Here is a 15,615-nt window from a genome sequence, read left to right as displayed (position 1 = left end):
TTAGTGAACAAACCTTAATAAATCATTTCTTCATAAAATCCAAACTATCTTATATAAAATTTAGTAGAATAATTTTAACAGTTATTTTAAAGTAACTATTTACAAAAAGAAAAACAAATAAATTTATAGAACTAGCATGGTAGATTTTTATCCACCTAAAACAAGCCTGTACAAAGTCAAACAAAAAATTCAAACTATTTTATTGGACTCCAATATTATTCAACATTTTTTCTACTATTTTTTAAATGTACATGTTTACATTTTAATTATTATTTTAAATTGTTTTTTAATAAAATATGCTTCCAGCACAATCATGTTGGAAGCATACCAAAGAATAAAAAACCCAAAATATATCTTTTTAATTATAAATCGCTTTAATCGGATCCATCCTCGAGGCACCAATTGCTGGAATAATCCCGAAAAAGATACCTGTGAAGACCGAAACTAATGTTGAAATAGCAAAGATGGACGGCGTAATAATTGGCGTAATCGAAATATACCCACCGACCACAGTTGCCAATAAATAGCCGCAGCCGACACCAATCAAACCACCAATCAATGTGATAAACGCTGCTTCCATTAAAAATTGGAATAAAATGACTCGTGGTTTAGCACCAATGGCCCGACGAATCCCGATTTCTCGTTTCCGTTCCGTGACAGACACATACATGATGTTCATGACGCCAATTCCCCCGACTAATAGGGAGATTGCAGTAATTGCCATCAGAAACATCGTCATACCCGTGACCATTTCTTCCATTTGTTGTTGGAGTTGTTGGTCTTGGTCGTTTTCTTTAAACGTTCCTTTCACTTCAGGATGATTTTCACTTAAAATAGTGATTGCCTGTCCTAAAATTGCTTCACGGTCCGCTCCCTCACGAACCTTAATATTGATGCCACTAATTGCTTTTGTTTTCGCTAATTTATTGTATGATTCTCGAGAAACAAAACTACTCATAGCAGTTGCCCAATCATCGTTCATACCCAAACTATCTAAATCTTTTGGTGCTAAAATACCAATCACCTTGTACATATAACCACCAATTGAAACAGCTTTTCCAATGAGTTGGCTAGGATCATCAAGCCGAATTTGCGCTTCAAAGATATCATGATTTAAGACAATCGCATCTGTATTTGCATCGCTCGGTTGAAAATCACGACCATATAAAATATCATTCTGCCCTTTAGTCGACGTAATGGATAAATTCGCTTGCGCCCCAAAATAATCCATTGGTACAAACAAATTGTCTCCGCCCCCCATCATTGATTCACCATATTGAGGATAAATACTTTCAATTCCTTGAATGTCTTGTAATTTTTTCAAGTCCACTCGGCTAAACGTATAATCTGGCTCTTCATAGGACATAAAATTGTCACTGCTACCATCTGACATTGTATAATGAATCTTCAAAACATCCGCGTTCACTGCACTGGATGCCTTCACAACTTGACGCTTCATCCCTTCACCTAGCGCAGAAATCGTTACGACTGATGTAATCCCAATAATAATCCCGACCATCGTTAAAAATACCCGCAACTTATGCGCCTTTAAGCTTAAAAAAGTACTAACAAATAAATTAGCAATCATCTAATCACCTCTTCTTCCAAAAAGCGACCATCTTTCATATGAATCACTCGTGAGGCATATTTTTTCATATCTTCATCATGTGTCACCATGACAATTGTTTTGCCCTGTTCATTCAATTCTTTCAATAATTCCATGATTTCTGTACCCGTTTCACTATCCAATGCCCCAGTCGGTTCATCAGCCATAATCAATAATGGATCATTCACCAAGGAACGAGCAATGGCTACTCTTTGTTGCTGTCCTCCAGAAAGTTCAGTAACTTTTGATTTGGCTTTTGTTTCCAAACCGACAATTTTTAGGTATTTTTCAGCAATCGCTTTTTTCTCAGCGCGGCTTTTTTTCCCTTCATAAACACAGGGCAATTGAACATTTTGACTAACATTTAAAGAATTAATCAAGAAAAATTGTTGAAAAATAAACCCTAGATATTCATTGCGAAAGGCTGATTTTTTATTTTCAGACAATTTTGAAACATCTGTTCCTGAGAAATGATAGCTTCCGTCTGTTAAGCGATCCAAGAAACCAATAATGTTCATCAGCGTTGTCTTACCGCTGCCGGACTTCCCCATGATTAAAATGAACTCTCCTTGATGGATGGTCAAGTTCAATTCTTTTAAAACATGTAGTTTTTCCTTACCTACCGGATAGAACTTGTTAATGTCCCGCAATTCAATGAGGGGTTGATTTGTATTGTTTGCTTCCACCATCAAGCCCTCCTATTTCGACGCATCTGTCATTGATTCGTTGGTTGCTGATTCATCAGAAGCAATCGCTGCATCTGATTCCACAATATCACCGACTTTTACTGGTTTTTTTGAAGAAATAACCACTCGGTCGGCTGATTCTAAGCCAGATTCAATCGCCATTTTGTCGCCATTTTCTTGCCCGACTTGGACATCACGACGAATGATGGTTCCAAAATCATTCACTAAAACGTAGGCCTGTTCACCCTCTTTTTGAATTGCTTTTTTCGGTAACTCAATCGCCCCTAAATCGCCTAAATCAATGGTTGCTTGCATATGATAGCCATTTTTGACTTTGTCTAAATTGGCCAACGCAATTTTGACGCTATAACTAGACATCGTCGTGCCGCCCTCTGGATTGCCACTCGCGGCATCGCTGTTGCCTTCAGGAGGATTATCATCGATGTAAGAAATTGAGCCATCCACAACCACATTGTTGGAAACAGAAGTTAGTTTAGCTTTTTGCCCAACACTAATTTTAGTCAAATCCTTTTCATTCACTTTCCCAGCTAAATAAAGATCTTCTGAAGTTAACCGTAAAATCGGTGAATTGGCATCTTTTACTTCTGGAATTGATACGCGGCCTTTGAAATTAGCCTTTGTGGAAATATATTGCTTCGCTCCTAAATCCGCTAAGGTTTCATTGGTAAAGGTAATCTCTTCATCTACCGCATCGACTTCTGTTTGATATTGTTCATTTAAATCATCACCAGACATCGTGCGGTCTTCTTCTTTAGTTTTATTAAATTTATCAATGGCCCGATTCCACTTATTATAGATATTCGCCCGCTTCGTTTCTAATTTGGCTAAGCTATTTTGTTGTGCCTCAATTTCTTTTGTGACCGCCTCATCTTCATAAGTAAATAATTCTGTGCCTGCATCTACGACATCGCCGTTTTTCACCTTAATCTCTGGATCCTTTGTTATTTTTTGATCGCGCGCAAAGGCTTCCATTTGTTCCGGTTGGATGACACCGTTAATATAAATTTGTTGCAAGTCAGGAACGTCAAAATAGTCAATTCCCCAGTCATCTTTAGGCGCTTGCTTGACAGCTACTTGTTGTGCATTTTTATTTAACGCATTCACAGTTACGATGCCCCCAACCGCAATTACCGCAACTGCCCCCAATATAATTATCGTTTTCTTCTTCATTTTCTTCGTTTCATCTCCTCATTCTGTCTATTTTCCCCAACAAACTAAATTGCTCGGTCGTTCACTTATAACTATTTAACCATGCTTGAATTCAAGAAACAAGGGCATTTCTCTAGGCCTTTAGTCTGATTTATTTCATTTTTGTTCATTTTTTTATTTATTTCACGACAATAAATAACCATTGTTGGGTCTTTGTATTTCAACAATCTAAAAAGGTTATTTTTATGTTATTTATAACTAAACTATGCGCAATCGAGATTTTTTGCTTCTTTTTTTATTTAAGGTACACTAGAAGAAACAATTGAAAGTGAGGGCTTGCCATGAAAATCATTATTTTTGGCGGTAGCGGTTTTTTAGGTCAACAAATCGCGAAAATTTTAGTCCAACGCCAACATCAAGTCATCAGTGTTTCACGTCATGGAAAGCCTGCCACGCTCTCCGCATCTTGGAGCCACCAAGTGCAGTGGGTATGCTCCGATGTTACTCGTGACACGAATTGGCAAGAACAAGTCCAACGTGCTGACTGGGTCATTGATACAGTAGGTATTTTATTTGAAAATCCACGAAAAAAGAAAACCTATCAACGGCTAATTCTGACGCCAGTGAAAAAAATCAGCTCTTTTTTAGCACAACAAAAAAAGCCAGCTAAGTTTTTATTTATTTCAGCCAATACTGTTCCTTTCCCTTTGAGAAAATATATGGATGCCAAATTGGCAGCAGAGGAACTAATCCACCAAGAAGTCGCCGAAGCAGTAATTTTTTATCCTAGTTTACTCGTAGGTCAAGAACGTACCGGCACCATACTTTTTAGTAAATGTATTTATTTTTTTAAGAAAATCCCCTTTTTAAAGAACTTATTTATTGGCTATGATCCCGTGCCTGTGGCAGAAATGGCACAAGAAATTGTTCACGTTTTAGAAGGCGGCAATTCTATTTACACACATAGAAGGACCCGTTAACAAGTTATCTCCCAATCGTCTCTGTCTAGAGGCGGTTTTTTTGTGTTACAATACAACTGTTCGAAGGAGAGAAGAAGCATGAAAAAAATTGCCATTATTGGCGGCGGCATTATCGGAATGACGTTAGCTAATTATTTAGATCCACAAAAATTTGACATTACCGTTTATGATGAAGGGATCGGCCAAGCGACTAAAGCGAGCGCTGGGATTATTTCCCCTTGGCTATCCAAACGTCGGAATAAGAAATGGTACCAATTAGCGCGAGAGGGCGCTGCCCTATTTCCAAAGCTAGTCAAAGATTTTCAGCTGACGGAGGATATTTATCGTCAATCAGGGACAGTCATTTTGCGTCCGGCAGCTGCTTTGGCAGACTTAGCCCATTTGGCAGAAGAGCGTAAGCAAACTGCACCCGAAATTGGAGAAATCACGATGTTGTCAGCAGTTCAAACAGCGAAGTTCTTACCGCTACTTAAGGAAACTCCCTCACTTTTTATTTCTGGCGGCGGTCGCCTAGATGGACCAGCTTATCTAAACCATCTTCAGAAACGCGCCGAAGCTAAAGGGGTCACTTTTTGCTCACAACGGGCGCACTTTCGACAACTGAATCAAGGGTGGGAAATTGTCACAAATTCAGGAAAAAAGAGCGTTGATTTTCTCGCTTTAACACCTGGTCCTCATTTAAAGGAATTACTCGCTACTTTAAATTTATCTGTGGACATTCGTCCCCAAAAAGGACAATTATTAGTTTTCGAGACCCCTTTTACAAACAGTCAGCAATGGCCTGTTGCTATGTTAGATGGCGAAGCCGATTTAATTCCTTTTAATCAAGGAAAAATTTTATTAGGTGCCACCCACGAAAATGATCAAGCCTGGGATTTAGAAGAGACTGTTAGCGCTTTTCAACAACTAACTTCTGGGACTGCACCATTTCTAAAAGAAGCAGAGCAGCTTTTTAAGCAACCCATGCATTACCGCGTCGGTACACGTGCTTATACATCTGATTTCGCTCCGTTTTTTGGCCCTTTGCCAGAAATGCCCCACCTTGTGGTTGCTAGCGGACTTGGTTCATCAGGACTCACTACTGGCCCATTCATTGGTTACCAATTAGCTGAATACTTCAATACAGGTGCCTTCAAAGGAGAGCTTTATCAAAAACCACTTAGTCAATATGTTAAAAACAACCCCTCACTTTAATCAGCGAGCGGTTGTTTTTTCCCTTTAATTAAGAAATGTGAAGTATCTTGGTAGAAGGATTTTGTTATTATGCTACTTGTGGTCGCGCATAGCGTTCTACGTTTTGTTTAATATTTTTAACCGTTTCTGGATCTTCAATGCCCGTTACTTCAGCAATCACTGTATCAACGCTTTCTTGGTCAAGCATTTCCTGTAATTGACGGCTTTGTTCATCTTCTGGATCATGATAATTAAAGACAATACCAATCATTGCTAATAAATGCGGCGACACTAGATTGCGTTCCTGTAATTCACGTATTGGTCGAATAAACCGTTCTTGCGCACCTAATTTTCTGATTGGTGTCCGTGCTACACGTGTAATAGCATCTGAAATATATTTATTTTGGAAACGTTGAATAATTTTTTCAATATAGGCTGCATGTTCTTGTTCATCAAAATTCCATTTAGCCACTAAAAGTTTACCGGTTTCCTGCAAAACTGATTTGAGTTGTGCTACCACTAAGGCGTCCTGCATCGCTTCGTCAATAGTTTGATAGCCTAACAACGCCCCTGTATAGGCAACTGTAGCATGGCCAGTGTTTACACTAAATAATTTTCGTTCAATATACGGCTCTAAATCAGCAACGTAATGAACGCCTTCTAACTGAATCTCTTTGGCTTTTCGGTTGGTATCATCAATGACCCATTCACAAAAAGGCTCAACTTGAACAAAAAGTGGATCTTCATGTTTTTGTAATGGAACAATCCGATCAACCGCCGCATCAGGAAAACCAATCCATTGTTCAGCATAAGCTGGGTTTTTCAAATATTTGGCCACTTCTTCTGCTAAAAAGGTTGAACCACCAATCATATTTTCACAAGCGATAATATCCAGCGGCTTTTGACAATTTGCTTCGGCACGTGCATCAATTCCTTGAGCAATTAATTCAGCAATTCTTGGTAAAATATTGGGACCAATCGCCGTCGTGACTAAATCGGCTTCCGCAATTGCTTCTACTACTTTTTCTGGTTCTGTCATGTTATTTAACCCGGTCACATTTTCAACGTTAATTTGTTGATGTGAGGCATCGGCCAATTCAATTGTATAACTTTTACGTTCTTTTAACGCTTGAATGATGGTTTCATTAACATCCACAAACGTAATATGAAACCCGTTTTTAGCTAAAATTTCGCCGATAAAGCCGCGTCCAATATTTCCTGCTCCAAAATGTACTGCGTTCATTCTTATTCTCTCCTTTAAGCAATGGCTAAATTTTCTGTTATTTCTTCTTTACTTAATGCGTCGGCAAGTTGCACCACGTTATCCATATCACTACAATAAAGTGCAATTTGTTGGACTAATTGCAAATGTTCTTCACCGACTCCGGCAATCCCAAATAATACGGTAGCAATTTTTTCATCTTCTTCGGTGCCAAAATTAACGCCCTCTGGGACTTGCACTACACAGATTCCTGATTTTTTCACTAATTTTTTGGCTTCTTCTGTTCCATGAGGAATGGCAATAAAATTCCCCATATAAACAGATAGCAATTGGTCTCTTTCAATCATTGCTTCGATATAAGCGGGCTCAACACAGCCTGCCTCGACTAGTTTTTCGCCGCAAAAGCGAATAGCTTCTTCTTTTGTATTAAACTGTTGATTTAATTCAATTGAAATATTCGTAAGATTTTCCATTGTTTTCTTCCTCTCTAGGCACTTTCTTTTAAGAGCGAAACCACTGTTTCATATTTTTGGGGATTAACCATACTTTTTACTGATAAGTGTGTCGCTTTCGGTGCTTTTTTACGGGCTTGTTCCGTTAGTTCAGCTTTTGTGACAATTAAAGCCTGTGTTTGTTGAGTTAATTCATTAATATTAATTTTTCGAATCGGCATTGAAATTTTCTCTTTATCTAAAATTTCTTCTAAGACTTTCATTCCCATCGTTGCTGACCCGACACGATCATCGTGAACCAAAAGAATCTCATTGACATTTGCTAAATCTCCCTCAATTTCAGAAGCAGGTGTTGCTTTGGAGGCTGTTGGTTGTGCGTCGTTTTTTTCTTTGGTACCTGATAGTTCAGCCACAATTTCATCATAACGTGGTGAGTTCAAGAAGTTTTCAACTGCTACAAAGGTTGCATTAGGTGCTTTCTGTTTGGCTCGTTCTTGCAATTCCGCTTGTGTGACAATCAATGTATTTCCCTCATCGGTCAAATTATTAATAGCCCGATTCGTCACAGTTTGTACTAAACCAGCCTCTTGGACCTTTTTCCGTAAGATAGACGCACCCATTGCACTAGAGCCCATCCCAGCATCACAAGCAAAAATAATTTGTTGAATTCCTGACAATGAAGCACTACCATTTGTGACAGTTAATCCTTTTGATGCTGCTTTAGCAGCTTGGGTTTCTTTCACTTTTTGGGCAAATTCATCACTTTCTTCTTTCGCATCTGCTTTTAAAATGACTGCGGATACTGCAAAGGAAACAGCAGTTGCTGCCAAAACACCTAAAATAACTGGTAAGTAAGAACCCATTGGTGTCATCGCTAAAATAGCTATAATGGAGCCTGGGGAAGCGGGCGCACGTAAACCAGCATCTAACGTTTGGAAAACCAAACTACCTGTCGCGCCACCTGCAATAACCGATAAGAATAATAACGGTTTCATCATTACATATGGGAAGTAAATTTCGTGGATACCACCAAGGAAATGAATAATTATTGCTCCCGGCGCAGAAGATTTTGCCGCACCTTTTCCAAAAAACATAAATGCTAATAAGACACCTAACCCAGGACCAGGGTTTGCTTCTAATAGGAAAAGAATTGATTTACCAGCCGATAAGACTTGTTCTGTCCCTAAGGGTGTTAAGATGCCATGATTAATCGCATTGTTTAAAAAGAGCACTTTTGCCGGTTCAATAAAAATACTCGTTAATGGAATCAAATGAGCATTTAAAATGATTTCCACACCACGTGCCATTGCAGCAGTCAGCGCATCGACAATTGGGCCAATCGCTGAAAAACCAAGTAAAGCTAACGCAAAACCAATTAATCCAGCTGAAAAATTGTTTACTAACATTTCAAAACCAGCTTTAATCCGATGTTGGAAATACTGATCAAATTTCTTAATTGTAAAGCCACCAAGTGGACCCATAATCATGGCACCTAGCATCATCGGAATATCGGTTCCCACAATCACGCCCATTGTCGCAATTGCGCCAACTACGGCACCGCGATCACCTGCAATTACTTTCCCACCAGTGTAGCCAATTAATAATGGAATTAAATAGGTCAACATTGGGCCAACCATCGTGGCAAAGGCTTTATTGGGCAGATATCCATCTGGGATAAATAGCGCTGTCAAAACGCCCCACGCAATCAACGCCCCGATATTGGGCATCACCATGCTAGATAAGGTACTGCCAAGTCTTTGGACTTTCGCTTTAATTGATACTTTATTTTTTTCTGGTACTTGTTCCATTTTTATTCCCCTTCTCTCAAGTAACTTTTCTTGTTGACTAAATTGTATCCGCTTTCCGAATCTGGAAAAAGTCGTACTTTGGCACAAACCATTGTGCCAAAAGTTGAAAGAAAAAAGCACGTGTTCTCTAGTTACGAAAACCAGAAAACACGTGCTTATTCCATTTCTAATAATTTCAATAATAAATGAACAACTTTTTATGCTATACTCAAATTGGCGACTTGCCTCGAAAGGAGGTGCATCACATGTACGAGATTGTCACAAAAATTCTTGTGCCGATTTTTGTCGGGATTGTCCTGAAACTTGTAACCATTTGGTTGGAAAAACAGAACGAGGAATAAACAAGTTGCTTTCAACCGCTGCTGTCTAAACAGCAAAAAAAGACACCCTACTACTGATAGGGTGTCTTTTTAGTGCATCCATGCACGACTTTGTCACAAGTTACCTTAAATTTATCATAGGGCCTATTTTTTGTCAAGGAATCTTCTTATCTTTTTTGTTTAATCTCTTAAATAAAAATATTTTAATTTTTATTATAAAATTATTTAAATAATTATTGAACATTTCAGAATGAATTGATTTTTTACTACCAATTTTTTTCAGACGTAACTTTAGGCTTGAGTCAGAATTTTTTGTGCTTCATCTATTGTTTGACAATCACTGAGCCGCTGAATGTTTTCGAGATCTGAACAGAAAAAAGCTAATTCTTGAAGCATGCTTAGTTGCCGTTGACTTTTTAAAGCAACGACAAATAACAAAGTAGCTATTTTTCGATCTGCTTCCGTACCAAAGTTGACCCCATCAGGCACTTGAATAAAGCAAATCCCTTCTTTTAAAACTTGTTCATCTTGTCCTTCCGCATGAGGTAATGCCACGAAGTTACCGATATACACACTGACTTTTTGTTGACGTTGATACATTGCTTTGACATAGTCAGGCGTGACCAACTGATTTTTTAGCAGTAATTCACCAGAAGCTGCTAGCGCTTCCTCCCAACTAGCATACGACTGATTCAACATTATTTGCTCCGCTGTAATTTCAAACATCTCTCAACACCTAGCCTTTCATTTCTTCAATTAATAATGACGAAAGCAACTGATAAACAATGGCTTCATTTCCTGAATGAAAAATTTCTGTATTTAAATCATTCATAATAATCGCACCACTGATTTTTCCTAAAATTTTCCCGATTGTTTCATCAATCGGCATCGGCGCTAGCATGAGTAACATACGTTGTAACTGCATCGGCTTTTTATCCATCCCTTCAATCATAAGTGGCTGGGCCAGATTAAAAATACAAAAAATAGGCTGTGTCACTGCTGTACTTGAGGTATGGAATAAGGCCATTTCCGTCTGAGGAATCCCAATAGGCGCTTGCTCGTAACGTTTCATCAATTGCTGACAAACGATTGCACTATCGGTGATTAAATCTGCGGAAAGTTGCGCGAGGGCTTGTTGAACGGTTTCTGCTAAATCCGCTTGATTATTTAAATCTGCTATGAAAAATGTTTCTAATAGTTTACTAATTTCTTCCATGAAAGCGACCACCGTTTCGTAGCTTTCTTCGCCACCTATTTTTTTCACAGGCGCTTTCCTAAGCGAGCGTTTTTCGTGACTAATCCGCTTAAACTCTTCTTTCAATTGGCGGATTTCATCGTCTAAAAGTAACGGTGAGATCAATTTATATTTACCATTGTATCCTGGTAATAACGAAGTGGAAATCACTAAGTCATAGTTTTCCTCAACATTCACCTTACCTAAATCCGCAATCCGAAAAAAATGAATCTGGTTGATAAAAGGAAAGTAGCGCCGTAATCGCATTTCAAGCATACTTGTCGAAGCCAAGCCGCTAGGAGAAAAACCAGCAATATCAACTTCCATAATTTTGGGACTCCGTTCTAAAGAATTGGCAAAATGAAGTACCATGTAGGCAATTTCCTCTTCCGATAAATTCTTTTGCGGAAAAATTTGCGGCAACGCTTGGCGTAAAGCCGCAGCTATTTCTTGATATTGATTCATAATCCGTTCTAAAATGGGATTCGTTAAATCTTCTTCTTGTAAAACCGCCCGAGAAAAAACACCTGATAAATGCGTCAACAACATTTTATACAAATTGGTATCTTCGAAAAAATTAACTTCCGTTTCTTGACTTACTGCTTCAATCAGTTGTTTCACTGCATAAGCCAGCTGAGTGTCAAAATGTTCATCAAAAAAATCTTCATCAAAAGAATTAGAAAAATCACTTAATAAGCTAGCAAAAAAAACAATCTCACTGACAGCGTATAGTTGTTTTGTTTCAGCAGCGACTTTTGAAAAAAGTCGTTTAGAACAATTTAGAAAGGCCTTATTCATCTGCCCAGTATAGGTCTCATCAGCTAAATAAAAACCTGCAGTGACCCGATCCATCGCAATTGTTAACATTAAAATCAAATGTTGTAATTTGCGATCACTTAATGCTGGAAATAAAGTTTCTACTTCTGGCTGAACAATTTTTTGTGCAAATGCTAAATGTTCTGCATGAATAAACTGAAAGAAAAAATGGTCGTTTGTTGTTAATTCGGTAAAATGAAAAAATTGGTACTCATTAATTTCCATACTTAGAATATTCGCCATTAGAAGACGGCGATATTTTTCAGAACCAGTCACTTCATAGCCTTGATTCCGAGAAATCGTCAACGGAATCCGAGCAATCCGTGTTTCTAATTGTTTAATATCGGCATAAAAAGTCGTATTACTAATACAATACGTTTCCAGAAAATAATGCATAGAGACTGGCTCTTTTGTTTGAAGTAATGTCAATAAAATCGCATGTTGCCGCGCCAAAGTAGAAAGTTCCTGTGTCTCTTCTCCTAAAATAGCAGCCTGAATTTCCGTCATCGCTGCTTCATCTGCTTGAATCGAAAAGCGCCCACGAGCTACTTTTTCCAACGTCGCGCCCATCGATGCTAGCGAGGTTTCTAAATTTTCTAATTCACGATATACCGTCCGGCGGCTAACCTTTAACAAATTCATCATGCGGTTTACTGAAACGGGGGTGGGACTATTCACTAATTCCGTTAATAGAACAGTTTCTCTTGTCGTTAAAAACATCTATCAGCTCCTCCTTCCAGCCATTCTTGATACTCTTTCTTATTCAAAAAACTAGTAACTACGTATAAATTTTGTTGCGTTAGATCTAAATGATAGGCTTGCGCCAGTTCACGAGTCACTACGTAGGTTGTCTCCTTGGTAAAAAAGACTGTTTCCAGTGGTTCTTTAGATACTTCAATCGCGACTCCTTGTTTCGCCGCTTGTTGCCGCAATAATTCCATTCCCATTGTTTGCGATCCTCGAACATTCTCGGCATATAAAAAAACAAGCTTCTGTATTTGTTTTATCGGGTTCGTTTCAGTAGACTCTGAACCAAGTGAAGATTGCTCTTGAGAAGAAGCAGTCAGTTTGGCTAAAACTTGCGGGTAATAGGATTTAATTTCTAAAAAATTTTGAACACTCACCATATCCTTTTCTGGGACGTACTTTTGTGCTAACTGTTTCAATTCTGCTTGAATGACCACTAATGTCTTAGGCTGCCACTTCATCTGATGAACGGACTGGTAAGTCACAGGTATCTCCAAGTCCACAGCTTTTAATTGTCGGCTTAGCAAACTAGCCCCCATGGCACTTGAGCCCATTCCTGCATCACAAACAAATAAAATTTGCTGATAGTTAGGTGTGACTGTTTCCACTTGGTCTTCCTCCTTCATCTTTATCATTGAAACTGGTTCAATTCCTCGTTGACGTTTTAATAACAAGCTTGCTATTGCAAAAGAGCACAGAAAGCTAACAAAAATTCCGCTAAAAACCGCCAGCCTCGCATCAGTCGGGGAATTGGCTAAAATCGCAACCAATGAACCTGGCGAAGCTGGAGCATTTAGCCCCACATTAAATATTTGAAAAACAAGCGTACCACTCATTCCTCCAGCAATTACTGCTAAAAATAAGCGCGGATCCATCAAAACAAACGGAAAATAAATTTCATGAATGCCCCCAATCAGTTGAATCATGGTGGCACCTCCTGCTGTTTTTCGTTGTCCTAAAGGCCCAAACAGCAGAAAAGCAACCAAAACGCCCACGCCTGGTCCAGGATTTGTTTCCAATAAAAATAAAATGGACTGACCTGTTTGACTAGCGCCTTCTAAACCTAGAGGCGTTAATAATCCGTGGTTAATCGCATTATTAAAAAATAACACTTTTAAGGGCTCTAAGAAAACGTGAACCAATGGCAAAAGATTGGCTTCAATTAACCAAGAAGAAAATTGATACAGCCAAAAACTAGCACTTTCAACAGCAGGAGCTACAACCAGAATACCAAAACAGCAAAGCAGTCCTCCCACAATTCCTGCTAAAAAGTTTTTAGTCAGCATCTCATAGCCTTCTTTAACTTTCGGTAAGAGAATTTGTTCAATTTTGGCGAAAGTATATCCTGCTAAAGGACCAATAAACATAGCACCAAACAACTGTGGAACATCTGTGGAAACAATCACGCCCACTGTCGCAATAGCAGCAACGACGCCGCCACGTTGTTCCTCGAACATTTTTCCGCCTGTAAAACCAATTAAAATCGGTAAAACAACTCGAATCATTATCGTTTCGACTTCAGAAAGAGCTAGCCGTAGATTTCCTGTCGTATAGCCAGCCATCAAAGACAATAAGCTCCACGCAATAAAAATACTCAAATTTGGCATAATCATCCCACTCAAACGATGACCAAAACGACGTAAATAGGGAGTTACTTTCACAAACTTATGTTTAAAAAAGAGCGAATGCATTTCTTTTTCCTTCATATTCCTTGTCCCTCGCTCTCTATGTAGATAATTAGAATACTTCTATTATATGAAATTTCACAAAAAAATAGTATAGATTTTTGTAAAATAATTCTTTTATACACCTCACAAGAGAATCCGTTTACATTAATAGAAAAAACTTTTATACTAAAAGAAAGAAACTCTTCGGATTGGAGGCCAATTATGGCAATCAAAGCAATTGTAATGGATATTGATGGCACCTTGTTAACTTCAGAAAAAAAGATTTCACCAAAAACGCGACAAGCATTAGTAGCTGCACAAAAACAAGGCCTCTCACTGATTTTGGCTTCTGGCCGCCCGACTAACGGTATGCGGCCCTTAGCAGATGAATTGGAGATGGCTCATTATAATGGACACTTACTTTCCTATAACGGCGCTTGTGTCACCCATCATGGCAGTCAGCAACAACTATTTAACCAGACAATTTCAAAGTCATTGAGTCAACAAATTTTAGAACATTTGAAACAATTTGACGTAATTCCAATGATTAATGATGAAACATTTATGTATGTCAATGATGTTTTTCATAACACCTTACATTTAGAGACTGGTGATTTTAATATTATTGAATATGAATCACAGGGCGGCAACTTTCAATTATGTGAGTGGCATGATTTAGCCGCCAGACTAAACTTTCCCTTGAACAAAATTTTAATTGCTGGTGAACCCGCCTATTTACAAAAATATCATGAGGCCATCTACGCGCCTTTCAAAGAAACCGTCACCGCTGCTTTTTCCGCTCCTTTCTATTTTGAATTTACCGCTAAAAATATTGATAAAGCGCGTTCTTTAGAAAAACTAACCCTACAGTTAGGCATAACTGCTGAAGAAGTAATTGCTTTTGGTGATGGTCACAACGACTATACTATGTTGGAATGGGCCGGCACGGGAATTGCTATGGAAAACGCCGTTGACGAGCTTAAAAGCATCGCAACGGAAGTCACTTTATCCAACGACAATGACGGCATCGCTGTTGCATTAGCCAACTTTCTTTAAGAATGTTGATTGATGTAAGCGTACGCCGTCATTTTTTATTGCCTATTCAAATGTCGTGATTTTTTCTGGTGCTAAACGAACAGATTCATAACCAGTTTCCATGCCCTTACCCACAGATAAAATCATTACTGGGACATAGCGCTCTTGATCTAAACCAAATGTTTCGGCTAATTTTTCCGCTTCAAAACCACCGATTGGATTTGTTTCATATCCGTGAGCTCGGGCCACTAACATAAATTGCATAGCTGCTAAACTCGCATCAATTTTTACGATGTCATTCATTTGTTCTCTGCTTAAACTTTCATAATGGGGAATAATGGCTGCTAATTGTTGGTCCCGCACTTCCTTAGGCATTTTACCACTAGCATAGGCTTGATTGTAAATTTCCTCTCCTCGCTCATGGCAGTTTAGATCACCAAAAATTAAGAGCATTGCAGAAGATGTTTCATTTTGACGCGTATTAAAGCGAATTAAGGGTTTTAATTTTTCTTTGCCTGCTTCACTTTCCACTACGACAAAACGCCAGGGCTGCATGTTAACAGAAGAAGGGGCAGTGGTCGCTTCTTGAATCATTGTTAACATTTCTTCATGAGAAATTTTATGGGTTTCATCGTACACCCGAACCGATTTGCGGCCAAAAACAATCTCTGAAAAATCATTCGTTGTATATGTTGTCAT

14 protein-coding genes are annotated in these 15,615 nt (G+C 38.6%); 4 read left to right on the top strand and 10 right to left on the bottom strand.

Translation table 11 applies throughout. The annotated features are described in order from the left end of the window. Positions 1 to 358: 358 nt before the first annotated feature. Genes IGL90_RS01675 through IGL90_RS01665 form a run of 3 tightly spaced genes read right to left on the bottom strand, consistent with a single transcriptional unit; the run spans position 359 to position 3,483 of the window. Complete coding sequence (locus IGL90_RS01675) at positions 359 to 1,588, bottom strand: ABC transporter permease (RefSeq protein ID WP_002355288.1); 1,230 nt, start codon at positions 1,586 to 1,588, stop codon at positions 359 to 361. Then, the gene (locus IGL90_RS01670) at positions 1,585 to 2,295 is read right to left on the bottom strand and encodes an ABC transporter ATP-binding protein (protein ID WP_002383683.1); all 711 of its coding nucleotides are present in this window, start codon (positions 2,293 to 2,295) and stop codon (positions 1,585 to 1,587) included. Before IGL90_RS01670 ends, IGL90_RS01675 begins: the two co-directional genes overlap by 4 nt. Before the next feature lie 9 nt (positions 2,296 to 2,304). Continuing rightward, entirely contained in the window at positions 2,305 to 3,483 is a 1,179-nt protein-coding gene (locus tag IGL90_RS01665; RefSeq protein WP_002355284.1) for an efflux RND transporter periplasmic adaptor subunit, read from the bottom strand. Between the two features lie 320 nt (positions 3,484 to 3,803). Between IGL90_RS01665 and IGL90_RS01660 the strand changes: the two genes are divergently transcribed. Together IGL90_RS01660 and IGL90_RS01655 are read left to right on the top strand one after the other, a co-directional pair. Then, positions 3,804 to 4,442, top strand: coding sequence for an NAD(P)H-binding protein (locus IGL90_RS01660; protein ID WP_002373205.1), 639 nt, complete (start codon positions 3,804 to 3,806; stop codon positions 4,440 to 4,442). A 78-nt stretch (positions 4,443 to 4,520) separates the two neighbouring features. Next, on the top strand, positions 4,521 to 5,636 hold the full coding sequence (locus tag IGL90_RS01655) for an NAD(P)/FAD-dependent oxidoreductase (protein WP_048737111.1): 1,116 nt from the start codon (positions 4,521 to 4,523) through the stop codon (positions 5,634 to 5,636). Positions 5,637 to 5,703: 67 nt separating this feature from the next. On the opposite strand, the gene IGL90_RS01650 is transcribed toward IGL90_RS01655, so the two are convergent. Genes IGL90_RS01650 through IGL90_RS01640 form a run of 3 tightly spaced genes read right to left on the bottom strand, consistent with a single transcriptional unit; the run spans position 5,704 to position 9,097 of the window. Then, positions 5,704 to 6,858, bottom strand: coding sequence for a mannitol-1-phosphate 5-dehydrogenase (locus IGL90_RS01650; protein ID WP_002355280.1), 1,155 nt, complete (start codon positions 6,856 to 6,858; stop codon positions 5,704 to 5,706). Positions 6,859 to 6,872: 14 nt separating this feature from the next. Continuing rightward, complete coding sequence (locus IGL90_RS01645) at positions 6,873 to 7,310, bottom strand: PTS sugar transporter subunit IIA (RefSeq protein ID WP_002355279.1); 438 nt, start codon at positions 7,308 to 7,310, stop codon at positions 6,873 to 6,875. Positions 7,311 to 7,324: 14 nt separating this feature from the next. Further along, positions 7,325 to 9,097 carry a PTS mannitol-specific transporter subunit IIBC gene (locus IGL90_RS01640; RefSeq protein WP_002405272.1) on the bottom strand — a complete coding sequence of 591 codons (1,773 nt, stop codon included), beginning with the start codon at positions 9,095 to 9,097 and terminating at the stop codon, positions 7,325 to 7,327. 245 nt (positions 9,098 to 9,342) lie between these two features. Between IGL90_RS01640 and IGL90_RS01635 the strand changes: the two genes are divergently transcribed. Continuing rightward, on the top strand, positions 9,343 to 9,438 hold the full coding sequence (locus tag IGL90_RS01635) for a type I toxin-antitoxin system Fst family toxin (protein ID WP_015543884.1): 96 nt from the start codon (positions 9,343 to 9,345) through the stop codon (positions 9,436 to 9,438). 270 nt (positions 9,439 to 9,708) lie between these two features. Here IGL90_RS01635 and IGL90_RS01630 read toward each other — a convergent pair whose 3' ends face one another. The 3 genes from IGL90_RS01630 to IGL90_RS01620 are packed head-to-tail and all read right to left on the bottom strand — an operon-like array spanning position 9,709 to position 13,920. Then, on the bottom strand, positions 9,709 to 10,143 hold the full coding sequence (locus IGL90_RS01630; protein WP_016632886.1) for a PTS sugar transporter subunit IIA: 435 nt from the start codon (positions 10,141 to 10,143) through the stop codon (positions 9,709 to 9,711). Positions 10,144 to 10,153: 10 nt separating this feature from the next. After that, entirely contained in the window at positions 10,154 to 12,187 is a 2,034-nt protein-coding gene (locus IGL90_RS01625; RefSeq protein WP_048737118.1) for a BglG family transcription antiterminator, read from the bottom strand. Then, positions 12,178 to 13,920, bottom strand: coding sequence for a PTS transporter subunit EIIC (locus IGL90_RS01620; protein WP_048737120.1), 1,743 nt, complete (start codon positions 13,918 to 13,920; stop codon positions 12,178 to 12,180). Before IGL90_RS01620 ends, IGL90_RS01625 begins: the two co-directional genes overlap by 10 nt. 183 nt (positions 13,921 to 14,103) lie before the next feature. Here IGL90_RS01620 and IGL90_RS01615 point away from each other — a divergent pair, with 183 nt between their 5' ends. After that, positions 14,104 to 14,937, top strand: coding sequence for a Cof-type HAD-IIB family hydrolase (locus tag IGL90_RS01615; RefSeq protein WP_048737122.1), 834 nt, complete (start codon positions 14,104 to 14,106; stop codon positions 14,935 to 14,937). A 42-nt stretch (positions 14,938 to 14,979) separates the two neighbouring features. On the opposite strand, the gene IGL90_RS01610 is transcribed toward IGL90_RS01615, so the two are convergent. Next, a complete protein-coding gene (locus tag IGL90_RS01610; RefSeq protein WP_002358386.1) occupies positions 14,980 to 15,615 on the bottom strand; it encodes a nitroreductase family protein in 636 nt (211 codons plus the stop codon).

The organism is Enterococcus sp. DIV1307a, assembly GCF_050537425.1.
Classification (GTDB): domain Bacteria; phylum Bacillota; class Bacilli; order Lactobacillales; family Enterococcaceae; genus Enterococcus; species Enterococcus faecalis.
This window is presented reverse-complemented; position numbering and strand designations above follow the sequence as displayed.

Bases quoted from the DNA above. Each gene is read 5' to 3' on its own strand.
- IGL90_RS01660 (WP_002373205.1), top strand. From the start codon at position 3,804: ATGAAAATCATTATTTTTGGCGGTAGCGGTTTTTTAGGTCAACAAATC.
- IGL90_RS01670 (WP_002383683.1), bottom strand. From the start codon at position 2,295: ATGGTGGAAGCAAACAATACAAATCAACCCCTCATTGAATTGCGGGAC.
- IGL90_RS01615 (WP_048737122.1), top strand. From the start codon at position 14,104: ATGGCAATCAAAGCAATTGTAATGGATATTGATGGCACCTTGTTAACT.
- IGL90_RS01675 (WP_002355288.1), bottom strand. From the start codon at position 1,588: ATGATTGCTAATTTATTTGTTAGTACTTTTTTAAGCTTAAAGGCGCAT.
- IGL90_RS01650 (WP_002355280.1), bottom strand. From the start codon at position 6,858: ATGAACGCAGTACATTTTGGAGCAGGAAATATTGGACGCGGCTTTATC.
- IGL90_RS01610 (WP_002358386.1), bottom strand. From the start codon at position 15,615: ATGACAACATATACAACGAATGATTTTTCAGAGATTGTTTTTGGCCGC.
- IGL90_RS01620 (WP_048737120.1), bottom strand. From the start codon at position 13,920: ATGAAGGAAAAAGAAATGCATTCGCTCTTTTTTAAACATAAGTTTGTG.
- IGL90_RS01625 (WP_048737118.1), bottom strand. From the start codon at position 12,187: ATGTTTTTAACGACAAGAGAAACTGTTCTATTAACGGAATTAGTGAAT.
- IGL90_RS01665 (WP_002355284.1), bottom strand. From the start codon at position 3,483: ATGAAGAAGAAAACGATAATTATATTGGGGGCAGTTGCGGTAATTGCG.
- IGL90_RS01645 (WP_002355279.1), bottom strand. From the start codon at position 7,310: ATGGAAAATCTTACGAATATTTCAATTGAATTAAATCAACAGTTTAAT.
- IGL90_RS01640 (WP_002405272.1), bottom strand. From the start codon at position 9,097: ATGGAACAAGTACCAGAAAAAAATAAAGTATCAATTAAAGCGAAAGTC.
- IGL90_RS01655 (WP_048737111.1), top strand. From the start codon at position 4,521: ATGAAAAAAATTGCCATTATTGGCGGCGGCATTATCGGAATGACGTTA.
- IGL90_RS01635 (WP_015543884.1), top strand. From the start codon at position 9,343: ATGTACGAGATTGTCACAAAAATTCTTGTGCCGATTTTTGTCGGGATT.
- IGL90_RS01630 (WP_016632886.1), bottom strand. From the start codon at position 10,143: ATGTTTGAAATTACAGCGGAGCAAATAATGTTGAATCAGTCGTATGCT.